Below are 18811 nucleotides of genomic sequence, written 5' to 3'. Positions count from 1 at the left end.
GGCGGCAGGAGCCGGAACGCGGGCGGATCATGCGTCAAAGGCAGCCCGTTCCGGTAAGGAAAGGTCAACCTCCTTGCGCCATGTTGCTCCTCGTCTCGCGGATCGAGTTCTGGCGTGCGCCGAGGGGTCGGCAGCGCCGATGCGTAATCAGGAGTTGAAAACGACATGAAGTCGCGAGAGACGCTTCTTCGGCTCAAGCGCTTCCAGGTCGACGAGAAACGTCGCCGGGTAAGCCAGATCGAGATGATGATCGCCGATTTTCATCGGATGGCGAGCGATCTCGATCGCGAAATCCAGGCCGAGGAATCCCGCGCCGGCATCGCGGACCCCGCCCATTTCGCCTATCCGACCTATGCCAAGGCCGCGCTTGGCCGTCGCGACAACCTGCGCCAGTCCGCCGACAACCTGAAGGGCCAGCTCGACGAGGCCAAGGCCGAATTGCAGGAAGCCTTCGAGGACATGAAGAAGGTCGAGATTCTCGACGACCGCGAGCGCGCCTCGGAGCGTGCGGCGGAAGCCGCCCGCGACCAGGCCACCATGGACGCGATCGGGCTGCGGTCCCGCGCCTGAGATCGCGATCGGAGTTCAGACAAAGGGCGGCGTCCTTCCGGGCGCCGCCCCTTTTCATGCGATGACGGGGTGGTGCTCGACGGAGTCGCGCCGCAGCTTGCCGGTGAGGCGCGGATCGTCGTCGACCTCGACCCCGCGCTTGAACACCGTGAAGCCCGAGCGCTGGTAGAAGGCCAGCGCGGCCGGGTGGTCGAGCGTGCAGGTATGCACCCAGAAGCGCGCGATCGGCTTGGCCCAGGCCAGCGCGAGCGCCCGGTTCATCAGCCAGCGGCCGGCGCCCTTGCCGACCACGGGCTCGTCCAGCCCGAAGAAGGCAAGCTCGCCCTCCCCCGGCACCCGGAAATCCAGCTCGAGCAGGCCGACATCGCGCCCTGCGAAGCGAACGGCATGGAGCTCGACCGACGGGTCGGCGAGAATCGCCTCGATCTCCGTACGCGGCTTGGTCAGGCGGCTGAACCACATCCAGCGCTCGCCGAGCAAGCGATAGACGGCGAGATAGCGCTCGACATCGGCACGGCCGATCGGGTCGAGCGAGAAGCCTTCCGTCCCGGCCGGATCGGGCCGCTGCGGTGGCCGCTCGAACATCTCCAGCGACGTCACGATCGTCGCGATCTTGCCGGGCGGCAGGTCGGTGGTTCCGGTCAGGGTGATGGTCAGGCTCTGGGACATCGAAGGCTGTTCGGCACGGTCACGGGGAATCTGCCGCGATCATGGCATGATCGCGGGCGAAAGATCACCGCACGATGACGCATGCCCCGCGTCATGGCATTGCGGTCCCCGGCCAGCGCGGACGGGCATCCTCAAATGCTTGCCCTTGTCCCTCCCCGCTGGCAGAGAGGGAAAGGTTTGCGCCGCAGCGGTGACGACGTGAGCCATCCGTCACCATCGTTCCGAGCCTGCGGCCTTTCATGAAACGCTATCTCGACTATCTCTGGCCGGTCATCGGGCTCGTCGCGGTCGTCTGGTCGGTCGAGCTGCTCTGGGCCAAGCTGAAGACCGAGGCCGGCTCGGATGCGGCGATCGAGGCGGTCCTGGAGAATGCCGGCCTCTGGCAGAGCATCAAGATCATTGCCCATCGGATCGGCGACAAGATCGCGGTGATCCCGCCTGAGGCCTTCCTGCACGCGGCGCTGGCCACGCTGGTCGCCTATGCGGCGCTCGCCTGGTACGACCGGATCGCCCTGATCCATCTCGGCAAGGAGAAGGGCATCTCCTGGCCCTATATCTCGCTCTGCTCCTTCGTGACCTATGCGCTCTCGCACAATATCGGCGCCTCGGTCTTCTCCGGCGGCATGGTGCGCTACCGCGCCTATACGGCAAAGGGCCTGACGGCGGCGGAAGTCGCGGTGCTGGTCGCGCTCTGCTCCTTCACCTTCGCCTTCGGCACGATCTTTCTCATGGGGCTCGTACTGCTCTACGAGCCGCAGATCCTGCATCCGCTCGAACGCATGTCGACATGGTTCGCGATCACCGACAACACGGCGCGGCTGATCGGCGTCGGCATGCTCGCCTTCGTCGCTCTGTACACGATCGGCTCCTGGCTGCGCTTCAAGCCGCTGAGGATCGGCACGTTCGAGATCATCTACCCGCGCCTGCCGATCGTCTTCCGTCAGTATCTCGCGGCTCCGCTCGAACTCGCCGGTGCCGCCGGCATCATCTATTTCGCGCTGCCAGAGCAAGGTAATCCCGGCTTCCTGATCGTTCTCGGCGCCTTCCTGCTCTCGTTCTCGGCCGGCCTGCTCAGCCAGGTTCCCGGCGGCGTCGGCGTGATGGAAGCGGTCTTCCTCGCGGTGATGCCGGGCGTGCCGGCCCCGGCCGTCTTCGCCGCCCTGCTGATCTGGCGGCTGTTCTATCTCATCCTGCCGCTGGTGATCTCGCTGCCGATCGTGCTCGCCTTCGAGCGGGCGCAGCTCAGGCGCAGCACCCGCATCGCCCCGCCGCCCTGAAAGCGGCCGTCATGCTCGCCCTTGTGGCGAGCATCTCCTGACCAAAGAGGCTCCGGCGCCTATCCTCATCGAGATTCTCGGGTCAAGCCCGAGAATGACGCCTCTATCGCTTCAGCGCGATCGCCGCCGCGCCGAACATGAGCAATGCGCCGATCGCTTCCGACCAGCCGAAGGGCTCGCTCAGCGCGACGACGCCGACCGCGACCGCGACGGCCGGGCTGACGAATGCATAGAGCCCGGCCCGGAAGGCGCCCCAGTCGCGCAGCAGCCGCATGTAGATGGTGAAGCCCATCAGCGAGCCGCCGATGATCAGGAAAAGCAGCGCCGGCAGCACCGGCCATTGCGCGAGCCTCGCCACATCGGCGAGGCCGACCGGCTCCAGCGCAAGCGAGACGACGATCAGCCCGAGGCCGCCGATCAGCGTCTGCCAGCCGGCGAGCGTCAATGTCGGCATCGTCCCGGCGATCGGCCGCGAGAGCACGGCGCCGACGCAGTAGAACAGGGTTCCGGCCGCGACGGCTGCGAGCCCCAGCGCCTCCAGCGGATCGCCATGGGCGGCCGAGAGCCCGCCCATGGCCCGGGTCGCGAACAGGAAGCAGAGCCCGACAGTGCCGAGTGCGATCGCCGCGAGCTTGCGGCTATCGATCCGCGCGCCCTCGATCACGCGGCTGGCCAGCAGCGTGTAGATCGGGATCGTCGCGAAATTGACGATGGCCGCGAGCCCGCTCGGGGCATGCTTGGTGCCCCAGAACAGCAAGGCGTAGTTGACGGTGTTGAGCAGGAGCGCCGTGCCGATCAGGCGGGGCCAGGCCCCGCCGGGCACCCTGGGCGCGTCGCGTCCGGCCCAGAGCAGCATCAGCAGGCCGGCGATCGAGAACCGCGCCGCCGCCAGGAAGACCGGCGGGACATGCATCGAGCCGACCTTCACCGGCAGCCAGGTCAGGCCCCAGACGAGGCACATCACGGCGAAGAGGGCGGCGTTGCGGGACATCTTCTCCGCTTAGCCGCAGGCCAGGACGCTGACCATTGCACGGCGGGCATCGGGGGGCCGTGGAAACCGGAGGCACAGGAGCCTGCTAGCTTCCCTCAAGCCCCCATCCTGAGGAGCAGCCGGAGGCTGCGTCTCGAAGGATGCTCCAGCTAACTCGGGAGCCTCATGGAACATCCTTCGAGACGCCATTCCCAGGGGAATGGCTCCTCAGGATGAGGGCTCGTGAGATCTTTTGGAAATCACTCAGACGCTGCCGACCGTCTTGAGCCGCACCCGCGGGTGGATTTCCGCTTGCGACAGCACCGGCGTCTCGCGGCGGAAGCGCTCGATGATCTGGCGGGCGAAGGGCCGCGCCATGGCCGAGGTCACCAGCGCCGGCATCTCGCCGATGCGGGCCGCGTCCTCGAACTTGTCGCGGACGTGATGCACGAATTCCTGCAGGCGGGACGGCTGCATCGCGAGATGGCGGTCCTCGCCCTGGCCGATGATCGACTCGGCGAAGACGCTCTCCCAGGCCGGCGAGAGCGTGATGATCGGCAGCACGCCCTGCATGTTCGAGAACTGCGCGCAGATCTGGCGGGCGAGCCGGGCTCGGACATGCTCGGCGATGTCGCGCGGATTGCGCACGCTCGCCGAAACCTCGGCAACCCCTTCGATGATCGTCGGCAGGTCGCGGATCGAGATGCGCTCCGCGAGCAGGAGCTGGAGCACGCGCTGGATGCCGGTGGTCGAGATCTGGCTCGGCACGATCTCCTTGACGAGATCGGCATGGTCCTTCGGCAGTTCGCGCAGCAGCTTCTGCACCTCGGAATGCGAGAGCAGCTCCGGCATGTTCGATTTCAGCACCTCGGTGAGATGCGTCGAGATCACGGTGGCGGCGTCGACCACGGTGTAGCCGCGCAACTGCGCCTCGTCCTGCAGCGCTGCGTCGATCCAGGTCGCCGGCAGGCCGAAGGTCGGCTCCAGCACATTGTGGCCCGGCAGGTTCACGGCGCCGCCCATCGGGTCCATCGCCATGTACTGGCCGGCATAGACGATGCCCTGCCCGGCATCGATCTCCTTGATCTTGATGAAATAGTGGTTCGCCTCGAGCTGGACGTTGTCGACGATGCGCACCGCCGGCATGACGAAGCCCAGTTCGGCCGCGAGCTGCCGGCGCAGCGCCCGGACCTGATCGGTCAGCCGGTCCTGACCGCTCGGCGCATTGACCAGCGGCAGCAGCCCGTAGCCGATCTCGATCTTGAGCTCGTCCATCTTGAGCAGGTCGTTCAGCGTCTCCTCGCGCGCGGTGCCGTCGGCAGCGACCGCGCCGCCGTCCTGCGCCGGATCGAGCCCACCCGCTTGCGCTTCGCGCTCCTTGGCCGCCTTGCCGAAGCGATGGGCCAGGAAGCCGGCGCCGGCCGCCAGAAGCAGGAACGGCAGCATCGGGATGCCCGGCAGCAGCGCGATCAGCAGCATCACCGCCGCCGACATGCCGAGCGCCTTGGGATAGCCCGAGAGCTGCTTGCCGAGCGCCTTGTCGGCCGCACCGCGCACACCCGCCTTCGAGACGAGCAGGCCGGCGGCGGTCGAGACAATCAGGGCCGGAATCTGGCTGACGAGACCGTCACCGACCGTGAGCTGGGTGTAGTTCGTCGCTGCCTGGCCGAAGCTCAGGCTCTGCTGCGCGACGCCGATGATGATGCCGCCGAGCACGTTGATGAAGGTGATCAGCAGGCCGGCGATGGCATCGCCGCGGACGAATTTCGAGGCGCCGTCCATCGAACCGAAGAAGGAGGACTCGTCCTCCAGCGCCCGGCGGCGGACCTTGGCCGTCTCCTGGTCGATCAGCCCGGCGGACAGGTCGGCGTCGATCGCCATCTGCTTGCCGGGCATGGCATCGAGGCTGAAACGGGCCGCGACCTCGGCGATGCGGCCCGAACCCTTGGTGATGACGACGAAGTTCACGATGATCAGGATCGTGAAGACGATCACGCCGATCACGAAATTGCCGCTCATCACGAAGCCGGCGAAGGCCTCGATGACATGGCCGGCCGCAGACGCTCCCTCGTGGCCGTGGGCGAGGATCAGGCGGGTCGAGGCCAGGTTCAGCGCCAGCCGGAACATCGTCACGATCAGCAGCACGGTCGGGAAGGCGGAGAACTCCAGCGGCTCCTCGATGAAGAGCGCGGTCATCAGCACCAGCACCGACAGGATGATGGACAGGGCCAGCATCAGGTCGAGCAGCACCGCCGGCATCGGGAAGATGAGCACGACGAGGATGCCCACGACGCCGATCGCGAGGAACAGGTCGGGACGGTTGAAGAGTTTGGCCAGCGCTCCGCGATCGGGAACGGCGAACCCTCTGCCCTGTCCTGCCGTCACATCGGTCATCGACCGCTCCGCTCACGCCCGTGCGCCCCGAAGCGGAGTGCCACCCGGCAATTCTTGCCGGGCGTATGGTGAACGAATTGTTAAGAAACGGATTAATACCTTGCCGGAACCATCGGATGAACGGATGGTTGTCGAAACGCCGCGTTCTGGCCGCATTCGCCGGCCCCACTCGGCTCAGGGACGGCTGAACTTCGCCGCATCCCCACGATATTGGAGGTCATCTTGAATCGACGTTCCTTCCTGACCAGTCTTGTCGGCGGCCTTGCGGTTGCCGCGATCGGCGGCACCGCCATGGCCAAGAGCCTCATCGAGGCGGCACCTGCCCCCGTCGAGCCCAAGACCGGCGACATCGACCCCGCCCTCAAGGCCGGCCTCGACGAGACCGACGCTGCATTCACCCAGTACTATCGCCGCCATCCCCGTCACTATCGCCGGCCGCCGCCGCCGGTTCGCCACCGCCGCCCACGGCGCGTGGTGCGCAACGGCCGGGTCTACTGGGTCCGCTGATCCGTTTGGGGCCGGCACCTCGCGGTGCCGGCCTTTCCTTCAGGCAATCGCTCATCGGGAGGGTTCCGGCATGACAGCGCCGGGCACGCAGCAGAACGGCACGATCGAAACCGATGTGCCTGCAAGGCTCGACCGCCTGCCCTGGTCGCGCTTCCACACGCTGGTGGTCGTCGCCCTCGGCATCACCTGGATTCTCGACGGGCTTGAAGTCACGCTGGCCGGCTCGGTCGCGGGCGCTCTCAAGGAAAGCCCGGTTCTCAGGTTCACCAATACCGAGATCGGGCTTGCCGGCGCAGCTTATATCGCCGGCGCTGTGCTCGGCGCCGTCTTTTTCGGCTGGCTGACCGACCGCCTGGGACGCAAGAAGCTCTTCACGATCACCGTTCTCGTCTATCTCGCGGCCACGGCGGCGACCGCCTTCTCCTGGAACCTCTGGAGCTTCATCCTCTTCCGCTTCCTGACCGGCATGGGCATCGGCGGCGAATACACCGCGATCAACTCGACGATCCAGGAACTCATCCCGGCCCGCGTGCGCGGCTGGACCGACCTCGTCATCAACGGCTCGTTCTGGGTCGGCGCGGCGCTCGGCGCGCTCGGTTCCATCGTCCTGCTCAACCCCGCCTGGATCGACCCCGAATATGGCTGGCGCCTTGCCTTCTTCATCGGCGCGGCGCTCGGCCTGATCATCCTCTTCCTCAGGCAATGGATTCCGGAAAGCCCGCGCTGGCTGATCAGCCACGGCCATCCGGACCGCGCCGCGGCCATCGTCTCCGATATCGAGCGCCGCGCCGGTTTCGTCGCACCTGCCGGCGAGGTTCTGCCGGTGACGCGCTTGCGCCCGCGCGCCGCGACCCCGCTCGGCGAGGTCTTCGCCACGCTGTTCGTCGTCCATCGCGAACGCGCGCTGGTCGGCCTCGCCCTGATGCTGTCGCAGGCCTTCTTCTACAACGCGATCTTCTTCACCTACGCGCTGATCCTCACCGATTTCTACGCCGTGCCCTCGCAGAATATCGGCTGGTTCATCCTGCCCTTCGCCGCCGGCAACTTCCTGGGCCCGCTCCTGATCGGCCGGTTCTTCGACACGCTCGGCCGCCGCACCATGATCGCCGCGACCTATGCCCTGTCGGGCCTGCTGCTCACCGGCACGGGCTATCTGTTCTGGAAGGACTGGCTGACGGCCTCGCAACTCACCCTGTGCTGGAGCGTCGTGTTCTTCTTCGCCTCGGCCGCGGCGAGCTCGGCCTATCTCACGGTCTCCGAGACCTTCCCGGTCGAGATGCGGGCGCTGGCGATCGCGATGTTCTATGCGGTGGGAACCGGCGCGGGCGGCATCGCCGGCCCCTGGCTCTTCGGCATCCTGATCGATACCGGCTCGCGCGGCAGCGTCTTCGGCGGCTATCTCATCGGCGCCTTCCTGATGCTGGCGGCGGCGGTCATCGCGGCGCGGTTCGCGATCCGGGCCGAGCGCCAGCCGCTCGAAAGCGTCGCCCGGCCGCTCAACGCGGTGGACTGAGCCCCGGCCGCTCGTAACCATAGCGGACGAAATCCGCCCCTCTGGAACAAGGCATCATTTAAATGCATTATTCCATGCTGGCGTTCCTTGCGTAAGGATGCCCGGGGAGATGTGGTGACAACAGACTGGAGGCCGTCGTGGACAGACGCTCATTCCTGATGACACTGGTCGGCGGCTTTGCCGCAGCCGGCATGGGCGGCATCGCCGCCGCCGAAGCGGCACAGCCCAAGCTGGCGCCGCTGCCGGAGGCCAAGCCCGACAAGGGCGACGAGGCCGTGACCGCCGAGATGAAGGAGGCGCTGGACAAGGCCGACGCCGAGTTCAGCCAGTACTATTATTATCGCCGGCCGCGCTATTATCGCCGGCCGCGCTACTATGTGCGCCCGCGCTACTATGCCCGGCCGCGCTACTATTACCGTCGGCCGCGCTACTACCGCCGGCGTTACTGGTAAGCCTTCCTCGGGTCAGGCCGCGCTGATGCGCGTCTGACCCGGCTCGGCCACGGTGATCCCGGCCGATGTGTATTCGCTGAGCTTGTTGCGCAGCGTGCGGATCGAGATTCCCAGGATCTTGGCCGCATGCGTTCGGTTGCCGAGGCAATGATCGAGCGTGTCGAGGATCAGCTCGCGCTCGACATCGGCAACGGTGTGCCCGACCAGCGAGCGCGTCATCGCCTCCGCCGTCTGCGCCGCGCGCGCCGCCGGATCTCGCGAGGGCGCCGGTGACAGCGCCTCGCCCTCCGGGCTGAGCACGGCCGAGGCCGCGATCTCCGGTCCGCTCGCCAGCAGCACCGCCCGATGCATCGTGTTCTCCAATTCGCGGACGTTTCCGCGCCAGGCGCCGGCGAGCAGCAGCTTGCGCGCGTCGGCCGCGATCGGCCGGGCCGGCAGGCCGTTCAAATCCGCGTATTTCTTCGCGAAATGCTCGGCCAGCGCCAGGATGTCGCCCGGACGCTCACGCAGCGCCGGGAGGCGCAGATGCACGACATTGAGCCGGTAGAGCAGATCCTCGCGGAAGGAGCCCTCGCGCACGGCGTCCGCGAGGTTGCGGTTCGAGGTCGCGATGATCCGGATATCGACCTTGACCGGCTGGGTGCCGCCGACGCGGTCGATCATGCGCTCCTGCAGGGCGCGCAGCAGTTTCGCCTGCAGGCGGACATCCATCTCCGAGATTTCGTCGAGCAGGAGCGTGCCGCCATTGGCCTCCTCGAACTTGCCGATCCGCCGCGCGATGGCGCCCGTGAAGGCGCCCTTCTCATGGCCGAACAACTCGGATTCGAGCAGGTTGTCGGGGATCGCCGCGCAGTTCACCGCGACGAAGGGGCGGTCCTTGCGGCCGGATTTCTGGTGCAGATGGCGCGCGATCACCTCCTTGCCGGTGCCGCTCTCGCCGGTGACCAGCACGGGCGCCTCCGAACGCGCGATCTGCGTGGCGAGCTGCACGACACGCTCCATCGCCGGATCGCGCCAGATCAGGCTGGACTGGTCGGCGGCAACCGCCTCCAGCACGGCGGCGATCAGTTCCGGGTCGGGCGGCAGCGGCACGTATTCGCGGGCACCGGCCTGGATCGCGGCGACAGCGGCGCGCGTGTCGGTCGAGGTGCCGCAGGCGACGATCGGCGTGCGGATGCGCTCCCCCTCCAGCGCCGCGACATAACCCGCAATCGGCTGGGCGACATCGACCATCAGGAGGTCGGCGCCCTTGGCGCGCAGCACCGCGAGCGTCTGGTCGAGGCTTTCGGTATGGGTCACGGCCGCGCCATGCGACATGGCGATCCTGGCGGCTGCGATGATCTGTCCCTTGAGACCGCCGGCGATGATGAGGCGCATGGCTCAGGTCCTTCTGCTTGCGATGTCTTTGGAAGCGAGCCCAGCCCGAGAGCTGGTTTGAAAATTCGTCAGGGCGTGTCGAGACTGCACCGTTCGCGAGCATCGAAGCGGGGCGTACGTCATGTACGTGAGCACCGAAGCGCAGCAAAACCGCAGTCGCAGACCGCCATCACGAATTTGCAAGCCGGCTCTCACCGGTCCGCCTTGATGATTTCCGTCATGGTCACGCCGAGCCGATCCTCGACCACAACGACCTCGCCGCGCGCGACCAGCCGCTCGTTGACGAAGATGTCGATCGCCTCGCCGACGCGCCGGTCGAGCTCCAGCACCGCGCCCGGCACGATTTGAAGCAGGTCCCCGACCGCGACCTTCGAGGAGCCGAGCACGGCCGATACAGTGACCGGCACGTCGAAGACCTGTTCCAGGTCCTCCGCCGTCTTGACCGGCACCGGCCCCGAGCGCGCGACCGACATCTCGCCCTGGTCGAAGGACAGGTCGGCCTGGTTCAGCGGCGGCAGGTTGAGATCGTTCTCCGTGCTCATGGCTCAGACCTTCATGGTTCCGCACGGGCATGGCCGAACACGCGGGCGACCGCCTGCTCGACCAGGGCCGTGAGTTGCTGGCTGTCGAGGACGAAGCCGCCCTCCGCCCATTCGATGCGCCCGTCGCCGGGCGCGATGTCGGATTGCCCGAGCAGGATCAGCTTGCCGGAGAAGCCGTGCTCGGCCGCGAGCTTGCGAACCAGCTCCTCCGCCGCCTCGACCGCGCTCTCATGCACGCGCAGCACCAGATGCGGCGCCGTCCTTGCGTGGCTCAAGGCTTCGCGGATGGCTCCCGCCAGCACCGCGAGCGGCTTCTCGGCCAGCGCGGCCCCAGCCAGCGCCTTCGCCGTCACGATCGCGACCTGTGCCGCATGCTCCTCGATCGCGGCCATGCGGGCCGCCTCCTGCGCGAAAAGCCGCTCGGCCGAGCGCGCGAGCTGCCCGGTCAGGCCGACGAGCTGGGATTGCGCCTCGCGATGCGCCTGTTCCTGCCCCGCATGAAAGCCTTCCGCCCGGGCCGCAGCGAGCTCCGCTTCGCCGGCGGCTTTGCGGCTGCCTTCGCGGAAGTCGGTGCCGAACATGAACTTGGTCGCGGACGCCATCTCAGTACACCAACTCGTCGTCGGCACTGCCCTTGGACAGCACGATCTCGCCCTTGTCGGCGAGTTCCTTGGTCATCTGGACGAGCTTGGTCTGGGCTTCGTCGACCTCCTTGAGACGCAACGGGCCGAGGCCCTCGATGTCGTCCTGCATGTTCTTGGCCGCGCGCTGCGACATGGCACCGAAGAAGAACTCGCGCATCGACTGGCTGGCACCCTTGAGCGCGCGCGCCAACGTGTCCTTCTCGGCCTGGCTCACCAGTGTCTGCAGCCCGGCAGGGTCGAGCTTGCCGAGGTCGTCGAAGGTGAACATCAGGGCGCGGATACGCTCCGCCGAATCCTGGTTCGAGGCGTCCAGCGCAGAGAGGAAGCGCAGCTCGGTCTGCCGGTCGAAGCCGTTGAAGATCTCGGCCATCATCTCGTGCGGATCGCGGCGGCGGGTTTGCGTCAGGGTCGAGACGAATTCGGTGCGCAGCGTGTTCTCGATATGGTCGAGCGCTTCCTTCTGCACCGATTCCAGCCGCAGCATGCGCCCGACCACCTCGATCGAGAGATCGTTCGGCAGGTTGCGCAGCACGTTGGCGGCGTGGTCGGGCTTGATCTTCGACAGGATCACCGCGATCGTCTGCGGATACTCGTTCTTGAGGAAATTCGCGAGCACCACGGCGTCGATATTGCCGAGCTTCTGCCACATGTTGCGGCCGGCCGGCCCCCGGATCTCCTCCATGATCAGCGCCACCTGATCGGTCGGCAGGATTTTCTCCAGCAGCGAGATCGTGCGATCGAAGGAACCCGTGACCGCACCGGCGCTGGATAGCTTGCCGACGAAATCGAGCATCAGGCGCTCGACCTCATCGGCATCGACCGTGCCGAGCTCGGCCATGGCACGCGTGATGATCCGGATCTCGTCGTCGTCGAACTGCTGCCAGATCGCACGGCCGTGATCCTCGCCGAGCACCAGCAGGATGACGGCGGCGCGCTGCGGGCCGGTCATCTCGGCGACGGTGGTCACGCCGAAGCCGCCGCCTTCGATGCCGTCCTGGAAGCCGGTGTTGCGCGGTGCAAGGGATCGGGTGTCGGCCATGTCTCAGGGCCCCGTCACGCGGCGGACTTCTCGTGGATCCAGCTGCGCAGCACCGCGACCGAGTCGGCCGGGTTCTGCGAGACCAGAGCCCCGATCTTTTCCACGGATTGCGCCTTGAGCTGGCCCTTCACCTGGGCGATCGCGAGCATCCGCTCGGAGGGAGCCGCATCCACCTCGATGGGAAGCGGCTCGCCATCGGAACCGACGGTCACCGCACGCGAGCTGCCGGCCGGATCGCCGGTCGCGTCGGCGAGCGCCGCGCCGCCATTGCGCATGAAGGAGGGGATCGCCCGGACATTGCTGTTGTCGGAGGCCAGAACCTGCTTCAGCAGCGGGCGCACCACCGTCATCAGCACGATCACCGTGAGCAGCGAGATGACGGCGAGCTCGGCGAAGCGGATCAGGTCCTCCTTCGTGAAGGAGGTGAGCTGCTGCAGCAGCGTCTGCTCGGTGAGATCGGCCGGCGGCGGCGGCGCCTCGGCGAAGCGCAGGTTGACCACCTCGACCTTGTCGCCGCGTGCCTGGTCGAAGCCGACGGCGGTGCGCACCAGCTCGCCGATGCGCTCCAGCTCGTCGTTGTTGCGCGGCTGATAGGACAACTCGCCGGTCGGGCTGCGCGTGTAGTTGCCGTCCACCAGGACGGCGACCGAAAGCTTCTTGACGCGCCCGCCCTCCAGCACCTCGGTGCGGGTCGTGCGCGAGATTTCGTAGTTCGCGACCTCCTCGTTCTTCGAGGAGTTCTCGCGCTGGTTCTGCTGCGCGCCCTGCGTCTGCTGCGCGCCGGGCAGTTCGTTGCCGACGGTCACCGTGCCGTTGCCGCCCTCGGTCGTGGTCGAGGCTTCCGTCCGGTTCTGGCTGGAGCGCAGGACGCGGCTTTCCGGGTCGTAGCTTTCGGAGCGGCTCTCGACGCGATTGGTGTCGAGCGCTGCAGAGACCTGCACGCGCGCCCGGCCATAGCCGACGACGCTGGCGACGATATCCTCGACCTGCCCCTTGATGCGCTTCTCGATCGCGGTCTGGCGCTCCTCGATGCCGAGCCCGATCAGGCCCTGGTCGCTCTGGGCGCCGTCCGCCAGGAGCCGGCCGCGCTCGTCGACGATCGAGACGCGCTCCGGCTTCAGGCCGTCGACGGCCGAGGCGACGAGATGGCGCACGGCCCGGACCTGCGCGGCATCGAGATCGCCGGCGAGCTTGAGCGCGATCGAGGCGCGCGGCGGCTCGCGGTCGCGTTCGAACAGGCGCCGCTCCGGGATGACGAGATGGACGCGCGCCGCCTGCACCCGCCCGATCGAGCGGATGGTGCGCGAGAGTTCGCCTTCGAGGGCGCGCAGGTGGTTGATGTTCTGGACGAAGCTGGTCGAGGAAAAGGCGTCGCCCTTGTCGAATATCTCGTAGCCCACGCCGCCACCCGCCGGGATGCCCTTGCTGGCGAGGTCGAGGCGCAGGCGCGGGACGTCGGCCTTGGGCACCAGCACGGTCTGGCCGTCGCCGCGCAGCTCGTACTTGATGCCGCGCGCGTCGAGATCCTTGAGGATGGCGCTGACGTCCTGGCTGCCCAGATCCGAGAACAGCACGCTCATCGCCGGCTGGGACATCTTGAGCATGACGAAGCCGAAAAAGCCGACGAGCACCAGCGTGACGGCCAGCATGGCCGCCAGACGCGCCGCGCCGAATTTGGCAAACTGCTCGATCAGGCCGTTCACGCCGCCATCCGTCCCACAGAATCGCAGGGGACGGCACACCTGTCCCGCCCCACTAGGCAAGTTTTTCCCGGTGCATGGTTAGCGGCTGGTTAATTTTTGAAGGCGGGTCGTTAAACTTTCTCGCGGGCCGCGCATTGGAAACGCCAAAGGCGCCGGCCCTGCTTGGGCCGACGCCTTTGAAAAGAAACGGAAATCCCTGCTTCTTACTGGCGGTAGTGCTGGATGCGGGTCGTCCGCAGGCCGGCAAGGCCATGCTGGTCGATCGACATCTGCCAGCTCAGGAACTCGTCGACGGTCAGCGTATAACGCTGACAGGCCTCTTCGAGGCTGAGCAGTCCGCCGCGCACGGCGGCCACCACCTCGGCCTTCCGCCGGATGACCCAGCGCCTGGTATTCATCGGCGGGAGGTCCGCGATCGTCAGCGGACTGCCGTCCGGTCCGATCACGTATTTCACCCGCGGTCGCAATGGCTCGGTCATGGTACTCTCACACAACTCAACAGAGCTACTGAGGGCAGCATAAGCAGGCGGCTTTAAAAATTGGCTAAAACATTCGCCTCGGATGTCCACGACTGATTCGCCCGTGCTCAGTCGCCGCGGACCACGCTCTTCACCTTGTCGATCGGGATGCTGATCGAGCCGATCTTGAGCATCGGGATCGAGGAGGTGAAGTCGACGCCGTCGACCACGCCGCTGATCTGCGTCTTCGCGGTTATGCTCTCGCCGGCCACGTTCTTGGCGTCGATCGTGATGCTGTACTCGCCGTCCGGCGCCTTGGTGCCGAGCGAGGTCGAGCCATCCCAAGTGAAGGTCTGGTCGCCCGCGGCCAGCGTCTTCGTCAGCGTCTGGACGACGCTGCCGTTCGAATCCTTGATGGTGATCGTCGCCGTTCCGGTCGAGGGCATGTTGACCTTCCAGTCGGCCTTGCCGTCGATCAGGCGCGTCGCGGTGCCGTCGGCCGTGACCGTGGCCCCGATGAAGCCGACGGCATTGGTCGCCGTACCGGCCGCGCTGAGGCTGAGGAGCGAGCCCAGCGTCTCGTTGGTCTTGAGCTGCTGCTCGACGCCGGCGAACTGCACGAGCTGCTGGGTGAACTGGTTGGTGTCGAGCGGGTCGAGCGGCGACTGGTTCTTGAGCTGCGTCGTCAGCAGCAGCAGGAACTGGTCGAAATTATTGGCAATGCCGTTCGTGGAACCGGTCACCGTGCTGGTGCTGGTACCCGATGTCCCTGAGGTGCCGCTGGTGCTGGAAACCGCCATGGCGCTGGTCCTCGTTCAGATGCTGAGATCGACGCCGCCGAGCCGAATGAGACGGCGCTGCGGAACGGGGTCGATGGTAAGGGGAGCGTCCTCGGCCAGCTCGATGCCGTCGGGCTGGCGCGGGCGCTGCGGCGCCTCGTCCTGCTGGCGGTTCTGGCGGAAGGCGGATTGATCGGACGGGTCGCGCAGGGTGATGTCTACACCGCCATCGGACGGCTTCAGTCCTGCCTGCTCGAAGGCGCGCTCCAGCGTGCGCGCATCGCGCTGCAGGAGATGCAGGGTCTCGACGCGGTCGACGACCAGCCTGGCGCTGACCTCGCCCTTGTCGGAGATCGACAGGTTGACGTCGACGCGGCCAAGTTCGTCGGGATCGAGCCGGATATCGAATTGCCGCGCGCCGGACATGGCGCGCAGCCCGATCTCGATCGGCACGACATGGATCGGCGTCGGCTGGCCGCTCGCCGTGCCCTGTCCTGGCGCGCCGGGGGCGTTGCCGGCCGCCGCGTTCGGATCGAACGGCTGGACCAGGCGCTCATGCCCGGATTTTCCGGGCGCCTGCTGAAGCAGGGTCGAGAGATCGAAAGGCGCGGCCGGCTGCTGCTGCAGGGCATCGAGCGCCTTCGGCTCGGCGGCAGACTGGGCTCCGTTGGCCGCCGGCGGCTGGTCGGCCTTGGCGAGGGTATCCGCGAATTCCGCAGCGCCCTGTCCGGCAGCCCCGACCGCATGCGCACCACCGAGCGCCGCCTTGCCGTCCACGGTGCCTGCGGCCGCGGCCTGCGCAGCCTCCGGCGTCGCTGCCGCGACGAGCGGCAGCCCGGCGGTTGCCGCGGCCAGTGCCGGCTTCGCAGCCCCCTTCTTCGATCCGCCGTCGGCCGACAGTTCGTCGACCGCCTCGCCGGCAGCCGCTTCGGTCGCGGGTTGCGCTCCCTGCGGCAGGGCCAACGGAGGCGGGACCACCACCGGCACCGGCACGGCCCCCGCCTGGTTTTCGCTCGCCGGAACGGCAGTCACGACGGCAGGCTCGCCCTCCCCTTCGGCAGCGTCTTTGTCAGCCTTCTTGGCAATGCCCTCTCCGGTCTCGACAGCGGCCTCGCCCGATTGCGCCGCCGGCTTCTCGCCGCCAGCTTCGCCCTGGACGCCGGTCTGGGCTTCTGCCATCGCGATCAGGAACGCGATCCCGCTCGCCTCGGCCTTCGCCGGCTGCGGCTCGGATTTGGTCGCCGGAGCACGCGCCACCGGGGGCTCGGCAACTGGCTGGGACGTGTTCACCTGCGCATTCACCTTGGCGGGATCGACGACCAGCGCGGCAGCAGCCGCTTCCTTGGAAATCGCGGCCTCTCCCGAGGCGATCGCCTTCCCGGCGGCACCGGCCTTGGTCTCGCCGGCCGCCGCCTCGGTATCGGGCAGCGCAAAGACCTCGCCGTTCTCGCGCGGCTCGGTTTGACCGGCGCGCGACCGGGCAACCGGCGCTTCGGCAGAGGCCTGATGTGTGAACACAGACTGGATCGGCATGAACGGTCCCGTGACGCGGGCAACAACGCGCCCGACCTGTGTCCAGCAAGTTGCGAGCCAGAAGCGGCCCTTGCTGAATCAAGGCCTTAGCACCATCTGATTGGGCGAGCGGGCAATATGAGCCCGGCTCGCAACGTTCAGACCGGCAGGATTTGCCGATCCGGCTGGCGGCATCGGAGCAAAGCCGGTATAGAGCCGGCAGACGCGCCGAAGCCGCCTTTCGAGCCCCCGAGCCAGCCACGACACAGCCGAGAATGACCGCGCCATCCCGCAATTCCCTCGACATCGCCAAGCCGCCCGCGGCCACGCGCGTCGTTGCGGCAATGTCCGGCGGCGTCGATTCCTCCGTCGTCGCCGCCCTGCTCAAGCGCGAGGGGTATGACGTCATCGGCGTCACGCTCCAGCTTTACGACCATGGCGCAGCCGTCCATCGCGCTGGCGCCTGCTGCGCCGGGCAGGACATCCACGACGCCCGTCGCGTCGCCGAGACGATCGGCATCCCGCATTACGTGCTCGATTACGAAAGCCGCTTCCGCGACGCGGTGATCGAGCGCTTCGCCGAGAGCTATCTCGCCGGCGAGACGCCGATCCCCTGTGTCGAGTGCAACCGGACCGTGAAGTTCCGCGATCTGCTCGACCTCGCCAAGGAGCTCGGTGCCGACGCGCTGGCGACCGGCCATTACGTGCTGAGCCGCGACCTCGGCAACGGCCATCGGGGCCTGTTTCGCGCTGCCGACGCGAGCCGCGACCAGAGCTATTTCCTCTATGCGACGACGCAGGAGCAGCTCGACCTGCTGCGCTTCCCGCTCGGCCATATCGACAAGGCGCAGACCCGCGCGCTCGCCGCCGAGCTCGGCCTCGCCATCGCCGACAAGCCCGACAGCCAGGACATCTGCTTCGTGCCCAACGGCCGCTATGCCGACGTCATCGAGCGCCTCAAGCCCGGCGCCGCCCGCCCCGGCGACATCGTCCATCTCGACGGCCGCATCCTCGGCCATCACGATGGCGTGCTCCATTACACCGTCGGCCAGCGCAAGGGCCTCGGCATCAGCGCCAGCGAGCCGCTCTATGTCCTGCGCCTCGACGCCGACGCCGCTCGCGTCATCGTCGGCCCGCGCGAGGCGCTCAGCGTGGGCGAGATCCGCCTGCGCGATCTCAACTGGATCGGCGAAATCTCGCTCGACGCTCTTCCGCCGGAAGGGCTCGACGTCGCCGTGCGCGTGCGCTCGACCCGCGCCCCGCGCGAGGCCCGGCTCTTCCGCGACGCGGAGGGCCTGCGCATCGAGCTCGCCAGCGACGAGGAGGGCGTCTCGCCGGGCCAGGCCTGCGTGATCTATGCCGATGCCGGCCCCGGTTCCCGCGTCCTCGGCGGCGGCACCATCCTGCGGCGCCCGCTCGCCCTGCCGTCCGCGCCCGCGCCGGCCGCCCTCGCCCTGTCCTGATCGCCCAGGCCTCGCTCTTCCGTTCGGACTCCAGACCATGCCGGTGACCTACGATCTCGACGGCCAGAAGCGCGTCTATGCGACCTGGGCGAAATTCTACGACCGGATCTACCAGAACATGCTGGCGCGCCCGCAGCGCGAGGCGGTGGAGGCGGCCTGCTCCTGCGGCCCCGACATCCTCGAGATCGGCGTCGGCACCGGGCTCACCCTGCCCTATTTCACGCCGGACTCGCGTGTGCTCGGCGCCGACCTCTCGCTCGACATGCTCAGGGTCGCCCATCGCAAGGTGGTGAACCAGAAGCTCGACCATGTCCGCGGGCTGATGGTGATGGATGCCTGCCGGCTCGGCTTCGGCGACGAGCGCTTCGACGCCGTCACCGCGCAATTCGTGATCACGCTCGTGCCGAACCCCGAGCAGGCGCTGGCCGAGATGGACCGCGTGCTGAAGCCGGGCGGCGAGATCATCATCTCCAGCCGCCTCGTCGACGATGGCGGCCTGCTGGCGCCGTTCTGGAGCGCGGTCGCGCCGCTCTCGAAGGCGGTGGGCTGGAGCTCCGACTTCAAGGTCAGCCGCCTGACCGACTGGGCGAAGGCGACCGGCCGCTACGAGACGGTCCATGTCGGGCGCGGCTATTTCAAGGTCGTCCGGCTGCGCAAGCAGGCTTCTGCCGATAACGCGCAATCCAAGGCTTGACGCCGCCCCGCCGCGACGCCTATATCGCGCCTCGAAGACGAGCCGGCTTGCCGGCCTCGACCCTGTGGCGGGGTAGCTCAGCTGGTTAGAGCAGCGGAATCATAATCCGCGTGTCGGGGGTTCAAGTCCCTCTCCCGCTACCACTTTTTTTCTTGAACCTCCGATCGTGTTCAAGAAGCTGAAATCAATCGATTTTTGGAAAGCGTCCCGCGCCTGCGGATTGTGAGATATCTCACGGGGATGTCTCA

Annotated in this window: 18 protein-coding genes and 1 tRNA gene; 8 read left to right on the top strand and 11 right to left on the bottom strand. The window is 67.4% G+C overall.

Annotation, left to right across the window (positions count from 1 at the left end; all coding sequences use genetic code 11):
- Positions 1-165: 165 nt before the first annotated feature.
- On the top strand, positions 166-570 hold the full coding sequence (gene fliJ / locus OCUBac02_RS07960) for a flagellar export protein FliJ (RefSeq protein WP_173044742.1): 405 nt from the start codon (positions 166-168) through the stop codon (positions 568-570).
- A gap of 54 nt (positions 571-624) precedes the next feature.
- Here the strand turns inward: fliJ and OCUBac02_RS07955 are convergent, their stop codons facing one another.
- Positions 625-1239, bottom strand: a complete 615-nt coding sequence (locus tag OCUBac02_RS07955; RefSeq protein ID WP_173044740.1) for a GNAT family N-acetyltransferase — start codon at positions 1237-1239, stop codon at positions 625-627.
- Between the two features lie 239 nt (positions 1240-1478).
- Here OCUBac02_RS07955 and OCUBac02_RS07950 point away from each other — a divergent pair, with 239 nt between their 5' ends.
- Positions 1479-2516 carry a lysylphosphatidylglycerol synthase transmembrane domain-containing protein gene (locus tag OCUBac02_RS07950; RefSeq protein WP_047574065.1) on the top strand — a complete coding sequence of 346 codons (1038 nt, stop codon included), beginning with the start codon at positions 1479-1481 and terminating at the stop codon, positions 2514-2516.
- A gap of 103 nt (positions 2517-2619) precedes the next feature.
- Here the strand turns inward: OCUBac02_RS07950 and OCUBac02_RS07945 are convergent, their stop codons facing one another.
- On the bottom strand, positions 2620-3507 hold the full coding sequence (locus tag OCUBac02_RS07945) for a DMT family transporter (protein WP_173044738.1): 888 nt from the start codon (positions 3505-3507) through the stop codon (positions 2620-2622).
- A 243-nt stretch (positions 3508-3750) separates the two neighbouring features.
- Positions 3751-5880 carry a flagellar biosynthesis protein FlhA gene (flhA, locus tag OCUBac02_RS07940; protein WP_173044736.1) on the bottom strand — a complete coding sequence of 710 codons (2130 nt, stop codon included), beginning with the start codon at positions 5878-5880 and terminating at the stop codon, positions 3751-3753.
- Positions 5881-6102: 222 nt separating this feature from the next.
- Here flhA and OCUBac02_RS07935 point away from each other — a divergent pair, with 222 nt between their 5' ends.
- The 3 genes from OCUBac02_RS07935 to OCUBac02_RS07925 all read left to right on the top strand — a co-directional run bounded on the left by OCUBac02_RS07935 (position 6103) and on the right by OCUBac02_RS07925 (position 8352).
- On the top strand, positions 6103-6387 hold the full coding sequence (locus tag OCUBac02_RS07935) for a hypothetical protein (protein ID WP_156134446.1): 285 nt from the start codon (positions 6103-6105) through the stop codon (positions 6385-6387).
- 70 nt (positions 6388-6457) lie between these two features.
- Positions 6458-7900, top strand: coding sequence for an MFS transporter (locus OCUBac02_RS07930; RefSeq protein ID WP_173044734.1), 1443 nt, complete (start codon positions 6458-6460; stop codon positions 7898-7900).
- Between the two features lie 137 nt (positions 7901-8037).
- A complete protein-coding gene (locus tag OCUBac02_RS07925; protein WP_197933321.1) occupies positions 8038-8352 on the top strand; it encodes a hypothetical protein in 315 nt (104 codons plus the stop codon).
- A gap of 12 nt (positions 8353-8364) precedes the next feature.
- On the opposite strand, the gene flbD is transcribed toward OCUBac02_RS07925, so the two are convergent.
- From flbD to OCUBac02_RS07885, 8 genes are all read right to left on the bottom strand, one after another.
- The gene (flbD, locus tag OCUBac02_RS07920) at positions 8365-9729 is read right to left on the bottom strand and encodes a sigma-54-dependent transcriptional regulator FlbD (RefSeq protein ID WP_047574045.1); all 1365 of its coding nucleotides are present in this window, start codon (positions 9727-9729) and stop codon (positions 8365-8367) included.
- A gap of 191 nt (positions 9730-9920) precedes the next feature.
- Positions 9921-10271, bottom strand: a complete 351-nt coding sequence (fliN, locus tag OCUBac02_RS07915) for a flagellar motor switch protein FliN (RefSeq protein ID WP_047574042.1) — start codon at positions 10269-10271, stop codon at positions 9921-9923.
- 11 nt (positions 10272-10282) lie between these two features.
- Entirely contained in the window at positions 10283-10873 is a 591-nt protein-coding gene (locus OCUBac02_RS07910) for a FliH/SctL family protein (protein WP_173044732.1), read from the bottom strand.
- Position 10874: 1 nt separating this feature from the next.
- Positions 10875-11864, bottom strand: coding sequence for a flagellar motor switch protein FliG (gene fliG, locus OCUBac02_RS07905; RefSeq protein WP_244639194.1), 990 nt, complete (start codon positions 11862-11864; stop codon positions 10875-10877).
- A 104-nt stretch (positions 11865-11968) separates the two neighbouring features.
- Positions 11969-13657, bottom strand: a complete 1689-nt coding sequence (gene fliF / locus OCUBac02_RS07900) for a flagellar basal-body MS-ring/collar protein FliF (protein WP_047574038.1) — start codon at positions 13655-13657, stop codon at positions 11969-11971.
- A 203-nt stretch (positions 13658-13860) separates the two neighbouring features.
- A complete protein-coding gene (gene sciP / locus OCUBac02_RS07895) occupies positions 13861-14136 on the bottom strand; it encodes a CtrA inhibitor SciP (protein WP_038359348.1) in 276 nt (91 codons plus the stop codon).
- Positions 14137-14243: 107 nt separating this feature from the next.
- Positions 14244-14915 (bottom strand): flagellar hook assembly protein FlgD, encoded by a 672-nt coding sequence (locus OCUBac02_RS07890; protein WP_047574033.1) that lies wholly within the window; start codon positions 14913-14915, stop codon positions 14244-14246.
- A gap of 15 nt (positions 14916-14930) precedes the next feature.
- Positions 14931-16427 (bottom strand): flagellar hook-length control protein FliK, encoded by a 1497-nt coding sequence (locus tag OCUBac02_RS07885; protein ID WP_173044728.1) that lies wholly within the window; start codon positions 16425-16427, stop codon positions 14931-14933.
- Between the two features lie 254 nt (positions 16428-16681).
- Between OCUBac02_RS07885 and mnmA the strand changes: the two genes are divergently transcribed.
- The 3 genes from mnmA to OCUBac02_RS07870 all read left to right on the top strand — a co-directional run bounded on the left by mnmA (position 16682) and on the right by OCUBac02_RS07870 (position 18706).
- On the top strand, positions 16682-17869 hold the full coding sequence (gene mnmA, locus OCUBac02_RS07880; RefSeq protein ID WP_173044726.1) for a tRNA 2-thiouridine(34) synthase MnmA: 1188 nt from the start codon (positions 16682-16684) through the stop codon (positions 17867-17869).
- 37 nt (positions 17870-17906) lie between these two features.
- Positions 17907-18563 (top strand): class I SAM-dependent methyltransferase, encoded by a 657-nt coding sequence (locus OCUBac02_RS07875; protein WP_173044724.1) that lies wholly within the window; start codon positions 17907-17909, stop codon positions 18561-18563.
- A 66-nt stretch (positions 18564-18629) separates the two neighbouring features.
- Positions 18630-18706, top strand: a tRNA-Met gene (locus OCUBac02_RS07870).
- Positions 18707-18811 lie beyond the last annotated feature (105 nt).

It is taken from the genome of Bosea sp. ANAM02, assembly GCF_011764485.1.
In the GTDB taxonomy this organism is placed as follows: Bacteria; Pseudomonadota; Alphaproteobacteria; order Rhizobiales; family Beijerinckiaceae; genus Allobosea.
The sequence above is the reverse complement of the archived record's forward strand: the minus strand, read 5'-3'. Positions and strand labels throughout refer to the sequence as shown.

Coding starts and splice junctions, on each gene's coding strand:
- OCUBac02_RS07950 (WP_047574065.1), top strand. CDS start 1,479: ATGAAACGCTATCTCGACTATCTCTGGCCGGTCATCGGGCTCGTCGCG.
- OCUBac02_RS07955 (WP_173044740.1), bottom strand. CDS start 1,239: ATGTCCCAGAGCCTGACCATCACCCTGACCGGAACCACCGACCTGCCG.
- mnmA (WP_173044726.1), top strand. CDS start 16,682: ATGACCGCGCCATCCCGCAATTCCCTCGACATCGCCAAGCCGCCCGCG.
- OCUBac02_RS07885 (WP_173044728.1), bottom strand. CDS start 16,427: ATGCCGATCCAGTCTGTGTTCACACATCAGGCCTCTGCCGAAGCGCCG.
- sciP (WP_038359348.1), bottom strand. CDS start 14,136: ATGACCGAGCCATTGCGACCGCGGGTGAAATACGTGATCGGACCGGAC.
- fliJ (WP_173044742.1), top strand. CDS start 166: ATGAAGTCGCGAGAGACGCTTCTTCGGCTCAAGCGCTTCCAGGTCGAC.
- fliN (WP_047574042.1), bottom strand. CDS start 10,271: ATGAGCACGGAGAACGATCTCAACCTGCCGCCGCTGAACCAGGCCGAC.
- fliG (WP_244639194.1), bottom strand. CDS start 11,864: ATGACCGGCCCGCAGCGCGCCGCCGTCATCCTGCTGGTGCTCGGCGAG.
- OCUBac02_RS07890 (WP_047574033.1), bottom strand. CDS start 14,915: ATGGCGGTTTCCAGCACCAGCGGCACCTCAGGGACATCGGGTACCAGC.
- OCUBac02_RS07875 (WP_173044724.1), top strand. CDS start 17,907: ATGCCGGTGACCTACGATCTCGACGGCCAGAAGCGCGTCTATGCGACC.
- OCUBac02_RS07930 (WP_173044734.1), top strand. CDS start 6,458: ATGACAGCGCCGGGCACGCAGCAGAACGGCACGATCGAAACCGATGTG.
- OCUBac02_RS07910 (WP_173044732.1), bottom strand. CDS start 10,873: ATGGCGTCCGCGACCAAGTTCATGTTCGGCACCGACTTCCGCGAAGGC.
- flhA (WP_173044736.1), bottom strand. CDS start 5,880: ATGACCGATGTGACGGCAGGACAGGGCAGAGGGTTCGCCGTTCCCGAT.
- OCUBac02_RS07945 (WP_173044738.1), bottom strand. CDS start 3,507: ATGTCCCGCAACGCCGCCCTCTTCGCCGTGATGTGCCTCGTCTGGGGC.
- flbD (WP_047574045.1), bottom strand. CDS start 9,729: ATGCGCCTCATCATCGCCGGCGGTCTCAAGGGACAGATCATCGCAGCC.